This is a genomic window from Motiliproteus sp. SC1-56 (assembly GCF_017309075.1).
Classification (GTDB): domain Bacteria; phylum Pseudomonadota; class Gammaproteobacteria; order Pseudomonadales; family Balneatricaceae; genus Motiliproteus.
In genome coordinates this window covers 318,540-333,655 of the sequence record NZ_JAEMGS010000002.1, presented here as the reverse complement: position 1 = coordinate 333,655, position 15,116 = coordinate 318,540, and the positions used below count along the sequence as shown (strand labels likewise).

Sequence of the window (15,116 nt, the reverse complement as noted above, 5' to 3'; positions counted from 1 at the left end):
GCTAGCGATTCGGTCTAGCCGATGATCGGCCGGCACGGCTAAATATTAAGCCATAAAACAACAGCATAGAGCTATCGTTTAAGGTACTGATTGAAGTCGATATTGCCCGCGGACAGCACCGCCTGAATGCGGTTGTGAACGTTGAGCTTGCGCAGGATGGCCGATACGTGCGCCTTGACCGTGGTTTCAGCGATACAGAGGTTGTAAGCGATCTGCTTGTTGGATTCGCCGCTGGCCATGCGTTCCAGGACCAGCAGTTGACGCCGGGTCAGGCTGTTGAGCATCTCCGGAGGAATCTGGTTTTCATCCTGCCGACGACGACTTGAACTGCTCCCGGATGAACGGATGACGTCTGAAGGCAGGTAGACCTGGCCGGCCAGCACCTGCTCCAGCGCCTGGGTCATCTTGTCGCGGGGCAGGGATTTGATGATAAACCCGACCGCGCCGTAGGTCATGGCCTGCAGTACGGTGTTCTTGTCTTCTTCTGCTGAAATGATCACCACCGGGATGGTGGGCGCCTCGTTGCGCAGCTGCATCAAGCCGTTAAGTCCATGCATCCCGGGCATATTCAGATCAAGCAGTATCAGGTCAAGGTCGTCGTGCGCCTCGGCCTGCTCGGCGGCGCTCTCAAGATCCTCGGCCTGGAGGATGTCGGCATCCGCATAGCGGGCGCGGATCACATCCGCTATCGCCTCGCGAAACAGCGGGTGGTCATCCGCGATCAGCAGTTTGTACACGTTGTACTCCATCCGTGAATTCTTATTGTGCTGTGGATCCCCAGTATTATTTTGACCCGTCACAGGGCTGCCCGAAGGGCCCTCGGCGCTGAGGCAAGCCGTCCCTGTAACCGGTTCAGACCGAACGTTCAGCGACTGCATCGTGGGTATCCCCTTTATTGTTATGTGCCGTTAATTAAAGCGCCACTGTCACAAAGTAGTAATGCTACCTTGGGCCTCAAAAAAGGGGTCGAAAGTACAATGTCTGGCGTTCAGCCGGGGCCGGTAAGGTTTAAACCATCCGTTTTAACCGATATGGAGAAGCCCGATGAACGCGCTGCCCCGAACTGGATCACTCTTGCCTTCTACCCGGATGAGCGTTTCCCGGGTAATGGCGTTGCTGCTCGTCTGGCTGTGTTCATCCCTGGCAAACGCGCAGGCGGCGCCGGTGCGGGTGGCGGCATTGAAATTCGGCACCCTCAACTGGGAGCTGGAAACACTGAAACGCCAAGGCTTTGATCAGCGGCACGGCATTGACCTGCAGGTCTCGCTGCTGGCAGGGATGAGTGCCACCCGCACCGCACTGCTTAGCGGGGCCGCGGATGTGATCGTGGCCGACTGGATCTGGGTCAGTCGCCAGCGCCAGCAGGGGCAGCAACTGCAGTTCGTGCCTTTCTCCAATGCCATCGGTGAGGTATTGCTGGCCAAGGGGGTGCAGGTTGAGTCCTTAGCCGACCTGGCCGGCAAGCGGATCGGCATCGCCGGGGGGCCGACGAGCAAAGGCTGGCTGCTGCTGCAGGCGCGTGCCCTACAGCAGGGGCTGGACCTCAAGCAAGCAACCGAGCAGCAGTTCGGTGCGCCGCCGTTGCTCAATGCCGCCCTCGAACGCGGTCAACTGGATGCACTGGTGACCTTCTGGCACTTTGGCGCACGGCTTAAGGCCCAGGGCTACCCGGTTTTTACGGACCTGAAGCAGGTAAGTCGGGAGCTGGGGCTGAACAGCGAACTGCCCATGCTCGGTTATGTCTTCCATCAGTCCTGGGCTGAGCGCTACCCGGAGCGGGTAAGGGGGCTGGTGCGGGCATCGGAAGACGCCAAGAACCTTCTGCAACACCAACCCGAGGCCTGGGCTGCGATCCGCCCGCTGATGCGCGCCGACGATGAGGCCAGCTTCGAACAACTCAAGCAAGGGTATCTCGCCGGGCGCCCCAAGCCCCTGAGCCCGGAACAGGTCGCTGATGCCGCCAAAATGTTCGCCTTGCTTTACCGTATCGGCGGCGAGCAGTTGATGGGCGATGCTGAGCGGCTTGATCCAGCGGGATTCTGGCTCGCCGACGCCGAGTGACGAGCTCCGGTGATGAGCGCCTCTGCCAGCCAGTTCAGCGCGCCACGAAAGGCGCTGGCACGGCTCAACCCGGCGGCTCCGGCGTTGTTGATGGTGCTGCTGGCGGTTCTGTGGCAGGGGCTGGCGCTGCGCCTGTCCCAACCGTTACTTCCCACCCCCGAACAGGTGCTGGCGACCCTCTGGCAGCACACCCTCAGCGGCGAACTATCCCAACACCTGGGGGCGACCCTGGGCCGGGTCCTGATCAGCTTCAGCCTCGCCATGCTGCTGGGAACGCTACTGGGGATGTCTATGGGCATCTACCCTCGGGCCAACCGATTGCTGGACCCGCTGCTGGTCGTGCTGCTCAATATTCCGGCCCTCGTGGTTATCCTGTTGCTCTACATCTGGCTGGGGATGGGAGAGTTCGCCGCCATTGTGGCGGTGGTGATCAACAAGGTGCCGAATGTCGCCGTGACCCTGCGCGAGGGGGCGCGCTGCCTCGATCCGCAGCTGACCGAACTGGCCCGGGTCTACCGCGTATCAGGATACCGGCGGCTGCGGGAGATTCTGTTACCGCAGCTGGCCCCTTACTTTCTGATCGCCTCCCGTTCCGGGCTCGCGCTGATCTGGAAAATCGTGCTAGTCGTTGAACTGCTTGGACGCAGCGATGGCGTGGGGTTTCAGCTCCATCTCGCGTTTCAGATGTTCGACGTGCCCGTCATCCTGGCCTACAGCCTAGCCTTTATTCTCATCGTGCAGGCGGTAGAGTGGTTTGTGCTGCGCCCGGCTGAACAGCGCCAGCGGCGTTGGCGCGAGGCAGGCGGGCAATGATCCGCTTACAGGTGGACGCCAAAGACTATGGGGCCCGCCGGCTGTTCGAAGCGTTTGATATCCGGGTAGCCCCCGGCGAGCTGCTCTGCCTGCTGGGCCCCTCCGGCTGCGGCAAAACCACGCTGCTGAACATTATCGCGGGCCTCGACACGGACTACGCCGGGACGTTAACGGGTCCGCGGGCGGGACCATCAGTCGACGGTCCGGCGGTTGGTTACATGTTTCAGCAGCCACGGCTACTGCCCTGGCGTACCCTCAGGCAGAATCTGCAGCTGGTCGTGGACCCGGAACACTACCACCGGATAGCGCCACTGTTGGCCCAGATGGGTTTAGGCGAGTATATCGACAGCTACCCCAATCGCTTATCCCTGGGAATGGCCCGGCGAGCGGCGCTGGCCCGGTGCCTGATTATCGATCCGGGCCTGATCTTGATGGATGAACCCTTTGTCTCGCTGGATCCGCCGACGGCGGCGGAAATGCGGCAACGGATTCAGGCATTGCGCCGGCGGCGGCACGACCGCTCCATTCTGCTTGTCACCCACGACCTGCGCGAAGCGGTTCAATTGGCCGACCGAATCCTGGTCCTGGGGGGGAGCCCAACCCGGGTGTTGCATCAGTGGCAGGGAGATCGCCCCCCCGAGCAGCGCTCAAGGCGCTATATCGAGCAGGAAGAGCGAAAGTTGTTGCATCGCTATCCACGCACAGAGGCAGCGCGCCCCTCAGCGGCGCTTGAGCAGTGTCAGCCCGATGCCACCGAGTATCAGCGCGCCGGCAATCAGCAGGCGCCCGCTTAAGGACTCTCCCGCGAACAGCAGCCCGCCGGCTGCCGCAATCAACGGCACCGAGAGCTGAACAACGCCCGCCTGGGTGACCGACAGACCCGCCAGTGCGCGGTACCAGATGCAGTAACCGATCGCCGAGGCCAGTCCCCCGGATGCCGTCGCCAGCAGGACGCCGGCGATGGACAGCTGCCCTTGCCAGAGGGCCCAGGGCAGCAGTAACAGGGCCAGGGGCAGGGCGCGAATAAAGTTCGAGGTCGTATCTGCCAGCGGACTGGAAGATCCTTTACCCTTCAGGGTATACCCTCCCCAGGCGGCGCCGGCCGCGGCCATCAGCGCAAAGCCGGTCAGGGGCGGGGCCTGCAGTCCCGGCAACAGCAGATAGGTCAGCCCGGAAAGCGCCAGCCCCAGGCCCATCCACTCCGCGGATCGCAGGCGGCCACCCTTGAACAGGGTGGTGAGGATCATGCTTAACTGCACGGCCCCAAACAGGATCAGTGCGCCGGTGGCTGTATCCAGGCTGTTATAGGCGTAAGAGAAGCAAGCGGCGTAGCCGAACAGTAACGCCGCCGCCCGCCAGCTGCCGTGCGTCCGCAGGCTCACCGGCCGGGAAGGGCGCTGCCATTAGGTCAACAGCAGCAACACCAGGGCTCCCGAGCCGAGCCGAATCAAGGTGAAGCTGGCAGCATCCATCGCCGCTGCGCCTGAGCGGTCGCTCAACGCCAGCCGGCAAAGCACCGAGTTGCCGGCAAAAGCAAGCAGCGCGAGGGCGGTGAGCACCAGCAGGGTCAGCGAAGAGGCGGGCCTCGGCTTACTTTCAACAGCGTTCCCGGTCTGCCCCGTCAATTGGCGGCCTCCGTTTTTCGTACCGCCGGCGGGTAGCCCTGGGCCGCCGACTGCCGCAACCAGTAGCTGGCCTGTTCCAGATTCTGGGCTTGGCCGACCCCGGTTTGCAGCATCAGCGCCAGGGCATACTGCGCCTCGGCGATGCCGGCCTCTGCCGCCTGACGGAACAGGCGGGCGGCCGTTTCGATGTTCCGCTCCACCCCGAGGCCTGTTTCATACAACCAGGCCAGGCGGGTAACGGCGCGGTAGTCCGGCGGCATGGCCTGGGCCATCTGAGTTAATTGCATCAGTGCCTGCTCGACCTCACCCCGGACCAGCAGAATTCGGACCTCGTCCATAGGATCGTTTGGCGCGCTGCTGTTATCCAGTTGTTGTAACAGCGCGGCGGCATCGCTGTCGCCGTCCAGCGCTGCGACACTAAGCCAGTGTTCGGCCTGTTGGCGGTCGCGAAATTCGCTGTGCTCCAGGTAAATCAGCCCCAGTTGGTAGGCCGCCGCCCGGCTGCCTGCTTCGGCCCCCTGACGGTAAAAACGCAACGCCTGCGCCATGTCGGCCTTCACCCCCAGCCCCTGCTCATAGAGTATGCCCAAATTAAACGCAGCTTCGGCCCTGGCCGGCCCCTTGACGTGACGCCACATGGTTTCCGCTTCGGTGTAATTGGCCATTTTGAACTGGGCGTAGGCCATGTAAAGCTGGACCCTTGGCTGTGCATCCGCAAAGCCTTCAGGCAGGGGACTGGCGATCAGGCTACGAGCCGCGGTTAAGCCGATGAACGCCAGGATTGCCGGCTTTCCGAGTGACATCAATTCACGCCTTGCCTGCGCGCGTCATACCACGCTGCGGGTTGAAGGCGAGCACCGCCATCAGCACCAGCAGCAGTGCCGTGACACTGACGACAAGCAGCGCCTGTGCGTTGAGCTTCCCGTAGAGCGCAAAGCGGATCAGCTCGACACAATAGGTGAACGGGTTCAACTGGCACAGGCGATACAACAGCTCGCCGGCTTCTTGCATTTTCCACAGGGGGTAGAGGGCGGATGAGATGAAGAACATCGGAAAGATCACGAAATTCATCACGCCGGCGAAATTCTCCAGCTGCCGAATAAAGGTCGAGATAAACAGCCCTAAGGCCCCCAGCAGCAGGGCACAGAGCAGCAGGGCCGGCAACAGCCAGAAATAGCCGACTAGCGGCGGCTCCACCCCAAACCACCAGGCGACGGCGAGGAAGGCGTATACCTGGGGCACGGACACCAAAGCACTGGCCAGCAGCTTGCACAACAGCAGGTAGCCGCGGGGAAGAGGGCTCATCAACAGCACGCGCATGCCCCCCATTTCCCGATCGTAGACCATCGACAGGGAACTTTGCATCGCGTTGAACAGCAACACCATCGCCACCAGCCCCGGCGCAATGTAGACCTCGTAGGTGATGTATGTGCCGTAGGGTTCGATGATCGAGATACCCAACGCCGCACGAAAACCGGCGGCAAACACCGCGAGCCAGACCAGTGGGCGCACCAGGGCGCTAAAAAAGCGGCTGCGCTGATGGATGAAGCGCAACAGTTCGCGGTAAAGAATGCCGCGAAAGGCGGTGTGGTAAGCCTGCAGTCCCAAGGCGGGGGCTGCAGGGCGAGCCGTTATCATGTGGACAGCGCCTCCGTGGAATACGCCGTCCCTTCGTCGGACTCGACCGGGGTCGGACGGCGTTCGGTAAGGGTTTCAAAGGCCTCGACCAGGGTTGCCCGGCGGCTGTCGCGGCAGATCTGCAGGGCGGTGTCGTCGGCCAGCACCCGGCCCTGGTAGAGCAGGGTGACCGGGTCACGGGACTGAACCTCTTCGATCAGGTGGGTGGCCCAAAGCACCCCGACCCCGCGATCCGAGCACAGCCTTCGAATATGTCGAATGATCGCGTCCCTGGCCCGCTTGTCGAGCCCGGACGTGGCCTCGTCCAGCAGCAGCAGACGGGGCCGGTGCAGCAACGCCCTGGCGATTTCGACCCGGCGCCGGTGGCCGCCGTTCAGCTGCCGCACCCGGGTCTTGCGCTGAGCGGCCAGTTCAAGCCGCGCCAGCTCTGTCTCGATGCGGGACGCACAGACGGCGCCGCCGATCCCGTGAAGACTGGCGTGGTAACGGAGGTTATCCTCCACAGTCAGATCCAGATCCAGCGTGCTTTGCTGGAATACCGTGCCAACCTCTTGAAGCACCCTGGCGGGGGCGCGCTGCAAACTGGCACCCGCCAGTCGAATATCCCCCCGTTGGATGGTCAGCAACCGGCTGATAAGGCCGAAAAGGGTGCTTTTACCGGCGCCATTCGGTCCCAGCAGCGCATGGAACTGGCCCGGCTGCAACGTGAAGCTCACCCCGTCCAGCGCCCTGGGGCCGCCTGCACCATAGGCGAACCGCAACTGCTCGACTTCAAGCAGGGGGGTGATCCGGGGCAGGAGGTTCGCGTCGGGCGTCATGGTTTAACGGCCACCCCCCAGGGATAGCGGCCAACCTTGACCGAACGGGTTACTTTCATGGCGTCGACATCGATCACCGAGATATCACCGCTGACCCCGTTGGTGGTCAGCAACAGCGTCTGCTGTGGGTTGAATGCCATATGCCAGACCCGGCGCCCCACCAGCAGGTAGTCGAGCACCTCGAACGTCCGGGCGTCTACCACCGCCACATGGTTGGCCGGCCCCAGGGCGACGAAGGCATACTTTCCATCGTCGGTCAGCTTGACCCCCACCGGCTGCACCTTGTCCGGGTGCACACCGCGGATTTGGAATCTCAGGGTTTTGATGACCTGTCGGCTGTCGACATCCACCACCACCACCGACCCACCGATTTCAGAGCTCGCCCAGAAGCGGCTTCCGTCGCGGGTGAATTCCACATGGCGCGGGCGTTGTTCAACCCGGGTGTTATGGACCACCTCGTGGGTTCGGGTATCGATCCAGTGAAGCATGCTGGTGGTTTCGGAGGTGTTGATAGCCAGGTCACCCCTCGGGCTGACGGCCATTCCCTCGGGCTCCACACCCACATCGATCTGGGCGATGACCGTTGAGCGCTCGGCATCGACCACGGTCACCAGCGCATCGTCCTCATTGGCGATGTACAGGTGCCGGTCGTCCGGGTGCAGGGCGAACTGTTCCGGATCCTCCCCGGAGGGCAGTTCGCCGATGATCCGGTGGGATCCGGTATCCATGACCTGCACGGTGTCGTCGTCGCTGGCGCAGATATACAGTTTGCTGAAATCCTTGTTGAAGGTAATTCCCCGCGGCCGCTGCCCCACGTCGATGGTTTCAACCACCTCCAGGGTGTCCAAGTCTATCAGCGACAGGGTGTTGTCCTTTTCATTGGAAACATACGCGATCGAGGCCTGACTGAGGGGCGCGAACAGACTCGAGAACGTGACGACAGCCGCCAACAGCGGCGGGTTGCAGGTTTTCATCGGCGGGCTCCGGCTAACAGGTCTTGGCACTGGCTCTCCGGGCGGTCAAACCCCAGGGTGTCCAGTTCGTTCTGTGGGTGCAGAAATCCTTCCTGCGGGGACTGGGAAACGAGGGCCCGTGGGTGCACCAGCGCAATGGGCTGGCGCAACTGGCCATTCCAGGGTCGGTAGCTGAGTTTACGGCCTTTGAACCCGCCCAGCTGGAAGCCGTCGCTGAGCAGGTGCTGCCGCAACGTGCCGGCGTCTGTTTGCCCAACCGCGGCCACCGCTTCGCCAACGCTGCGTACCGCGGCCCAGGCCGCGTAATCGACGCTGCTCATCCAGCGGCCGGCCTGCCGGTCGAACCGCCGTTGCAGCTGGGCCGCCCCCCATTGTTCCACCACCCGGTGCCAGGCGACCGGGGTCAACCCCTGGGTGCCAACCACCGGGCGGGGTAGCCAGGTGTTGTACAGCAGGAATTCGCCGAAATCCCCCAGCTCGTCCGCCACCACCACCGCGTCATAGTCCCCGGCCTGGGTAAAGAGCGGCACCTCCCGTTGGGCGCTGCGACGCAGGTCCGAATCAAAGCGCCAGCGCTTGCGGGCGACGATTTTGCTGCCGTAACGCTGTGCGGTGCGTTGCAGGGACTGGACGTACTCCTGGTCGGCCGGGCGGGCACCCTCAACGACCAGCCAGCGCCGAAGTTTTTTCTGGGTCAGCCACTGGCCCAGGGCGTCGGTCAGCATCGCCCGGCTGGGTAACGTGTGGAGCACATTGGCCAGGCACTGCTGACTTCGCAGCGCGTTGTCGGCCGAGCCGGCGTTAAAGAGCAGTAGCTGCTCGGTGCTGTAACGTTGCGCCAGGTCGCTCAGCAGCGGCGCGGGGAGGTTGGCAACCACCACAGAGACGCCCGCGCTGACCCACTGGTCCAGTCGCTCAATCAGGGCGTTGGGGGAGTCGGACCGGAAGTTCAACAGTTCAAACTGTTGACCGAGAAAGCGTCCGCCAGCGTTGTTGTCAGCGATGCCAAGCCTGGCGCCCTGCAATCCTCTGTCCCGGGGTTCTGGCAGAACGTTCGAGAGCAGAGGAGGCTGCTCTTCGAGCAGCTCCAGGTAACCGACCTGAACCCGAAGGGCTGCGTTTTCTGCCGCGCTCCAGGGGGCGAAAAGCAGGATCGCGCATGACAGCAGGCAGAGCAGCACGGAGCCCTTAGCACTGGCTGTTGACTGCCCCTTCTGCTGCATAGCTGTCGCTCCGGCTGTTCGTCTTCGACCCCATTCTGGCGCCCCGGGCGATGGGCCGAAATATGCAATAAGTACCGTTAAATTACTCCTCTAGTACTATTTCTGGGCGGCGAGGCCTCCCCACCGACCATGAGTGGCAGCTGCAATCTGACGCCCCTCATCCGCTGCTATTGGCCACTGCCAATGAGCCGGCTGAACGGAGAGGGCGGGAGGCGTACACCTTGAGCCCCCGGGATTCTTCGCCTGGTTTTTTTGCCCAAGGTGGAGGCCCGGGGAGTGGAAATTAACGCCGGCAACCGAGTGCAGCTGGCGCTTGAAGGCCAAACCCGATATCCGTTTCCCACCAGTCAAACCGGGGCGTTACGCCTCTGTCTCCCTCGGCCTCGTATCCAAGCATGTCGGGCGGCTTCCTGGTGCAGTAACACCCAGGGTCTACTACCAACGGATGAAAAGGCGCCCACCAAAGTGCTCTGGGTTGTCGCTACCCAATTCTTAAAATGGGCTACGGACCCTTTACCAACGCAAAATAACAATCGTGGGTGAATACGATGAAAAACTCGCTATCTGTAAAGCCGGTATGCCTGGCCTTCGCCTTGATCACGTCCAGCCAGGCCTGGGCCCACGGGGACGTCACCCCTCAAAGCGTCGATGTCAGCGGCCTGGACCCGCTCGGGGAGGAGTGGCTCGACGAGAATCCCTACCGAGGGAACGAACTGGCGATCAAGATCGGTAAATCCGCCTATGCCCAGAACTGCGCACGCTGTCACGGGCTGGATGCCATTTCCGGGGGAATCGCGCCTGACCTGCGGGAACTGGAGTCCGGTATTGAAGGTGATGAATGGTTTTCCTACCGCGTGATCAACGGCGCGACACGGAACGGGGTGCCCTATATGCCGAAGATGGCGGACTTCCTCAGCCAGGAAGCACTCTGGTCAATCCGTAGCTGGCTCGAATCCGTCGCGGTTCAATAGCGCAAGGAGGGAGTATGAGGCTTCGGGTTTATCTGCTTACCCTGGTGCTGGTGTCATGGAGCAACGAACAGGTCCTAGCACGCAGTTACGATGACGTGATAGCCAGCGGCTTTCTCAAGGTGGCGGTCTATAGCGGCTATCCGCCTTACTCCTTTCTTGAGGAGGGCAGCGCCCGGGGTGTGGATGTCGAAATCGCCGCCCTGCTGGCGGAGCAACTGGGGGTCGCGCTGGAACTGGTCTGGATGACTCCCGACGAAAGCCTTGATGACGACCTGCGCAATTACATCTGGAAAGGGCCGGTTCTTGAGCGCGAGGCGGGGGCACCCATGCTGAAACGCCCGGTGGCGGATGTCATGTTGCGGGTTCCTTACGACAAGGCGTTCGCTTACAAGGTGGACCCGGACGGGCGGGTGATGAATGACCTGGTGCATTTTTTTGCCCCTTACCAACAGGAGCAATGGGTGCTGGGCTACCACGCCGACAGAATGGCGCCGTTTGAAAACCTGGCCGTCTTTCAATATGACCGGGTGGGCGTCGAAATAGACAGTTTGCCTGACCTCTACCTGAGCGGTGCGTTTCGCGGTGCGCTGCGCCACAACGTCGTCCACTTCCGGCGTTTTGACGAAGCCATTGACGGCATGCTCAACGGCCAGGTGTCCGCGGTTATGGGACAGCGCGCCGAAGTGGAATGGGGAATGCGGCTGAGCGACAGGATTGCCAGCCTGTCGGTGCCCTTTCCCAACCTCTACAAACCGACCTGGGATGTGGGCATGGCGGTGCGCGAGAATTTCCGTCAGCTCGCGTATGCCCTGGGAGACGTGATCGAGCAGACGGTTCGTAGCGGCGACATGACCCATCTGTTCGAGCGCTACGGGCTGGCCTACGAGCCGCCGGGATATTACCTCCAGCTGGGAAAGCACTGACCGCTCCTCCCGCTCACTGCCTTTTCGCCACTTGCGCGCAGCGCGGGCAAGCGACTCTTACCGGTGCCGGCCCGTTAAAAGCGGCCCTGTCTCACCGGTCGGACACCCCGGGTTACAAGACATTTCGCCCCTGACGTCCCATGAACGCCCTTTAAGGGTTCAACCCCCGCAAGCCTCAGCCGGCCGAGTATTACTACCAAGGGACTAGAAAACCACCCCCTCCGTTCAATGGCTTAGCGATAGCAGGGAGGGAAAATAGGGTAGCGCGTGAAGGTTTATCTCACGTCGGTAGGGCGGGCCCGTGACTAGAACCAGCCCACTCGAATAAAAATCAAAGCGTTTAGGAGACGACTATGAACATAACGGGGTTGAGCACGGGGGTTGCAATAACCACCCTGGCCGCCGCGCTGGCGCTGGCAAACAGCGCACAGGCGAACGTGACCGACAGCGATATTCTCAATGACCAGCAGACCACCGCGGACGTGGTCAGCAACGGGCTTGGGCCACGCGCCCAACGTTTCAGCCCTCTGAATAAGGTCAATGCCGACACGGTCCAGGACTTGAGGCCCGTCTGGGGTTTCTCTTTTGGCGGCGAGAAACAGCGCGGGCAGGAATCCCAGCCTCTCGTCAAGGATGGGGTGATGTACGTGACGGCCTCTTACTCACGGGTGTTCGCGATCGATATAAAGACCGGCGAGGAACTCTGGCAGTATGACGCGCGACTGCCCGACAACATCATGCCCTGTTGTGACGTGATCAACCGGGGCGTCGCCCTGTACGACGACCTGGTCATCTTTGGCACCCTGGATGCCAAATTGGTGGCGTTGAACAAGGATACGGGCAAGACCGTCTGGAAAAAAACAGTGGCTGACTATAAGGCCGGATACTCCATCTCCGCGGCACCGATCGTGGTCAAGGGCAAGGTGATCACCGGTGTCTCCGGCGGCGAATTTGGCATTGTCGGCAAAGTTGAAGCCTATGACGCCAAGACCGGCGAGCTCGTCTGGACTCGCCCGACCGTCGAAGGTCATATGGGCTACCTGAATGGCGCGGAGAATGGCATTACCGGCGGCGAAGCGGGCAAGAGCTGGCCGGGGGATTTATGGAAGTCGGGTGGGGCGGCTACTTGGTTGGGCGGCACCTACGACCCGGACACCGACCTGCTGTTTTTCGGCACCGGCAACCCGGCACCCTGGAACTCCCACCTGCGTCCGGGAGACAACCTTTACAGCTCCTCCCGCTTGGCGATCGACCCGGATACCGGGAAAATTGTCTGGCATTTCCAGACTACGCCCCACGATGGCTGGGACTATGATGGCGTGAACGAGCTGATCGCCTTCGACTATGAAGAGGGCGGAAAGACCGTGAAAGCGGCGGCCACCGCCGACCGGAATGGCTTCTTCTACGTCCTGAACCGCACTAACGGCGACTTTATCCGCGGCTTCCCCTTTGTCGACAAAATCTCCTGGGCCAAGGGGCTGGACAAAAACGGACGTCCGATATACGTCGACGAGAACCGTCCGGGCAACCCCACCGAAGCCGAAGATGGCAAGAAGGGCAGTACTGTCGTGGCGGCACCCTCGTTCCTGGGTGGGAAGAACTGGATGCCGATGGCGTTCTCCCAGGAAACCGGGCTCTTCTATGTGCCCTCCAACGAATGGGAAATGGATATCTGGAACGAACCGACCGCGTACAAAAAAGGGGCTGCTTACCTGGGCGCCGGTTTTACCATCAAGCCCATCAACGACGCGTACATCGGAGTGTTGCGTGCCATCGATCCTAAAACCGGGGAGGAGGTCTGGCGTTACGAAAACAACGCGCCTCTCTGGGGCGGCGTGCTGGCAACCGCTGGCGGACTGGTGTTCACCGGCAACCCAGAGGGTTTTCTGATGGCCTTTGATGCCAAGACCGGTGAGATGAAATACCGCTTCAACACCGGCTCGGGTATCGTCGGCTCACCCATCACCTGGGAACAGGACGGCGAGCAGTACATCTCCGTGGTCTCGGGTTGGGGCGGCGCCGTTCCCCTGTGGGGTGGCGAAGTGGCGAAACGGGTCAAGCACCTGAATCAGGGTGGCACGGTCTGGACGTTCAAACTGCCGGCCAAGGACGCAGTGGCAGCCCGCTAACCACGGCTCCAAGCGTAATCCAAAAAAACCGGGCCGATGCCCGGTTTTTTGGGTGCCAATCTAACCGCTGCTCATCGGGCTCAATAGCGCCGACCTTCCAAAAAAACACATAAACAACACCTTTAAATCAGCTTGTTATGACACATAAATGATGCACCATGTTACCTCAAGGCGAGTCGCCAAAGAGCCTGCAAACGATCATACCTTCGCCAACAAAAGACCATAATCAGATCTCGAAACATACAGGCGGCCAGCCAAGGACTGCAGCTTAAGACGGCAAAATTACGCCACCGCTGACCGACCCACTTTCGACCGCTCACGGCATGGGAGGTCATTGCCGTTAAATCCGATATCGGGAAGCGTGAGCACGTGAGGGCCGAGTGCAGGGCAGGGGAAGTCGCACCGCGTTGACGGGGCCCCATCGATGCCAGGTGTCGCCGTTCGCCCCGCATCTAGCAGGCCAATTACCATCATCATTTAGTACGCGATACGTATCATTTGATACGTATTTTTTATCGCCACGGGAAAGTCGAAAAAAAAGGGGAGACACCGATAGAGAGGCACGCACCACCTTGCTAAAAGGGATGTCCAACCATTACCCAGAGGTTGGTCGCCTCGTCGGAGTGGGCCAGATCCATGCGCACGACGGTAGTGCCTGCCAGGGCACGCAAAGACACGCCGTAATCGGTTTTGATGTCGCCATCGAAATCACCCAGCGAGAAGTGCGGGGCGACGCGCCCGGCTTCAACAAAGCCCACCAGCTGAAACCAGCGCACCTGGGTAAACCTGAGCCAGTCGATCTGAGGAATCGGGTTGTATCTGAGGGTGTAGCGATACTCCGCCGTGCCGTAGAGGGCAGCCTTGTCGTGAAAGCGGTTCTGATCGTAACCGCGCATACGGTAGAAGCCACCGAGGGTGGCACCCTCATTAAAGGGCGGGGCGTCGCTTACTTTATGCTCGCCATCGGCATTGCTGCTGACTCGCCAGCTCGGCGAATAGGCGGCCCAGAGGTTGAACGCCAGAACCCGCTGGCGGGCCCCATCGGTTTCCCCCATCGGCAGGTATTTGCTCCATTCGGCCTGAATAAAGCTCCACTGCTGCTTGGACTCGAGCCAGCCCGCATCGTGACTGACAGCCAGGTATTGCGAGCTACCAGTCGAGGGGTTGAGCGAAAAATCGGTGTTGTCGTAAAGCAGGCCGATCTCAAGGGCGTGCACCGCACCGTCAACCTCCCGCTCGCCTGTTTCATAGCTCTGGTAGCGGTTGAACTGGCGCAATACCAGCGTGGTGATGCCGCTCTCAAAAGGATTCCAGCTTATTCCACCGCTCGGAGAGGACGCCAGCAACCCTTTTTTCATGCGGTACTCGAAGGCGCCCTGGCGCGCGCCGGCGCCAATCGGCAGGGTGTATTCAAGCTTCAGGTCCCAGAAGTTCGAATGGCCATCGGCCTCGATAAACTGGCTGTCGCTGGAGTCGTTGCTCCCCGGATAGGATCGGTCAGAAACAAACTCGTCACGTACCGCAGTGTAAGCGCGCTGATCGGGGTAATAGCCGGCCATGCCGTACAGACTCAAATACCAGCGATCAGAGTAGGGGACCCGGTAGTCCCAGACCCCGCCGCCGATCGCTTCGCTGACCTCCCCGCCAAACCCGGTAAGACCAAAGGTCATCTGCGGCTGGTGGTAGCCGCTCCAGATTCCCCCAAGCCCGAAATTCAAACCCATTCGATCAGTGCTGAATGCGTACGGCAGGATCACCCGACTGGCGCCGTCGGTTATTTCATCCGCATCGATAAGCGCATATTTACTGGTGGCGGACGGCTTAGCGAAGGCGAAAGAACAACTCAACAGCAGGGCTGACAGGACGAGGACTCGCCTTGCCCCCCGGCGGAGATTAGGAGCGTAGTTCACGTGGAAAGCTATCCTCTGCTGCAGCCCATGT

The 15,116-nt window shown here is 61.3% G+C and carries 15 protein-coding genes; 6 read left to right on the top strand and 9 right to left on the bottom strand.

Features of this window, described 5'->3' with window-relative positions:
• Nucleotides 1–71: 71 nt before the first annotated feature.
• Nucleotides 72–737, bottom strand: a complete 666-nt coding sequence (locus JGZ97_RS03420) for a response regulator transcription factor (protein ID WP_207061250.1) — start codon at nt 735–737, stop codon at nt 72–74.
• A 307-nt stretch (nt 738–1,044) separates the two neighbouring features.
• On the opposite strand from JGZ97_RS03420, the gene JGZ97_RS03415 reads away from it, so the two are divergent.
• The 3 genes from JGZ97_RS03415 to JGZ97_RS03405 are packed head-to-tail and all read left to right on the top strand — an operon-like array spanning nt 1,045 to nt 3,668.
• Nucleotides 1,045–2,061: an ABC transporter substrate-binding protein gene (locus tag JGZ97_RS03415; protein WP_207061188.1), complete on the top strand. Its 1,017-nt coding sequence runs from the start codon at nt 1,045–1,047 to the stop codon at nt 2,059–2,061.
• Nucleotides 2,062–2,073: 12 nt separating this feature from the next.
• Complete coding sequence (locus tag JGZ97_RS03410) at nt 2,074–2,874, top strand: ABC transporter permease (protein WP_207061187.1); 801 nt, start codon at nt 2,074–2,076, stop codon at nt 2,872–2,874.
• On the top strand, nt 2,871–3,668 hold the full coding sequence (locus JGZ97_RS03405) for an ABC transporter ATP-binding protein (protein ID WP_207061186.1): 798 nt from the start codon (nt 2,871–2,873) through the stop codon (nt 3,666–3,668). The genes JGZ97_RS03410 and JGZ97_RS03405 overlap by 4 nt, the downstream gene beginning before the upstream one ends.
• Here the strand turns inward: JGZ97_RS03405 and JGZ97_RS03400 are convergent.
• The 7 genes from JGZ97_RS03400 to JGZ97_RS03375 are packed head-to-tail and all read right to left on the bottom strand — an operon-like array spanning nt 3,594 to nt 9,152.
• Nucleotides 3,594–4,256 carry an EamA family transporter gene (locus tag JGZ97_RS03400; protein WP_370583987.1) on the bottom strand — a complete coding sequence of 221 codons (663 nt, stop codon included), beginning with the start codon at nt 4,254–4,256 and terminating at the stop codon, nt 3,594–3,596. The two genes, JGZ97_RS03405 and JGZ97_RS03400, sit on opposite strands and share 75 nt — an antisense overlap.
• A gap of 21 nt (nt 4,257–4,277) precedes the next feature.
• Nucleotides 4,278–4,499 (bottom strand): hypothetical protein, encoded by a 222-nt coding sequence (locus JGZ97_RS18450; protein ID WP_370583986.1) that lies wholly within the window; start codon nt 4,497–4,499, stop codon nt 4,278–4,280.
• Nucleotides 4,496–5,302: a tetratricopeptide repeat protein gene (locus JGZ97_RS03395; RefSeq protein ID WP_207061185.1), complete on the bottom strand. Its 807-nt coding sequence runs from the start codon at nt 5,300–5,302 to the stop codon at nt 4,496–4,498. The genes JGZ97_RS18450 and JGZ97_RS03395 overlap by 4 nt, the downstream gene beginning before the upstream one ends.
• Before the next feature lie 4 nt (nt 5,303–5,306).
• Nucleotides 5,307–6,137 (bottom strand): ABC transporter permease, encoded by an 831-nt coding sequence (locus JGZ97_RS03390; RefSeq protein WP_207061184.1) that lies wholly within the window; start codon nt 6,135–6,137, stop codon nt 5,307–5,309.
• The gene (locus tag JGZ97_RS03385; RefSeq protein ID WP_207061183.1) at nt 6,134–6,955 is read right to left on the bottom strand and encodes an ATP-binding cassette domain-containing protein; all 822 of its coding nucleotides are present in this window, start codon (nt 6,953–6,955) and stop codon (nt 6,134–6,136) included. The genes JGZ97_RS03390 and JGZ97_RS03385 overlap by 4 nt, the downstream gene beginning before the upstream one ends.
• The gene (locus JGZ97_RS03380; protein WP_207061182.1) at nt 6,952–7,929 is read right to left on the bottom strand and encodes a YVTN family beta-propeller repeat protein; all 978 of its coding nucleotides are present in this window, start codon (nt 7,927–7,929) and stop codon (nt 6,952–6,954) included. Before JGZ97_RS03380 ends, JGZ97_RS03385 begins: the two co-directional genes overlap by 4 nt.
• Nucleotides 7,926–9,152 carry an ABC transporter substrate-binding protein gene (locus tag JGZ97_RS03375; protein WP_207061181.1) on the bottom strand — a complete coding sequence of 409 codons (1,227 nt, stop codon included), beginning with the start codon at nt 9,150–9,152 and terminating at the stop codon, nt 7,926–7,928. Before JGZ97_RS03375 ends, JGZ97_RS03380 begins: the two co-directional genes overlap by 4 nt.
• A gap of 548 nt (nt 9,153–9,700) precedes the next feature.
• On the opposite strand from JGZ97_RS03375, the gene pedF reads away from it, so the two are divergent.
• The 3 genes from pedF (at nt 9,701) to JGZ97_RS03360 (ending at nt 13,175) form a co-directional block, all read left to right on the top strand.
• Nucleotides 9,701–10,123 (top strand): cytochrome c-550 PedF, encoded by a 423-nt coding sequence (pedF, locus tag JGZ97_RS03370; protein WP_207061180.1) that lies wholly within the window; start codon nt 9,701–9,703, stop codon nt 10,121–10,123.
• Nucleotides 10,124–10,137: 14 nt separating this feature from the next.
• Nucleotides 10,138–11,046, top strand: a complete 909-nt coding sequence (locus JGZ97_RS03365; RefSeq protein ID WP_207061179.1) for an ABC transporter substrate-binding protein — start codon at nt 10,138–10,140, stop codon at nt 11,044–11,046.
• Between the two features lie 353 nt (nt 11,047–11,399).
• On the top strand, nt 11,400–13,175 hold the full coding sequence (locus JGZ97_RS03360; protein ID WP_207061178.1) for a PQQ-dependent methanol/ethanol family dehydrogenase: 1,776 nt from the start codon (nt 11,400–11,402) through the stop codon (nt 13,173–13,175).
• A 575-nt stretch (nt 13,176–13,750) separates the two neighbouring features.
• Here JGZ97_RS03360 and JGZ97_RS03355 read toward each other — a convergent pair.
• On the bottom strand, nt 13,751–14,899 hold the full coding sequence (locus JGZ97_RS03355; RefSeq protein WP_207061177.1) for a BamA/TamA family outer membrane protein: 1,149 nt from the start codon (nt 14,897–14,899) through the stop codon (nt 13,751–13,753).
• Between the last annotated feature and the right edge of the window lie 217 nt (nt 14,900–15,116).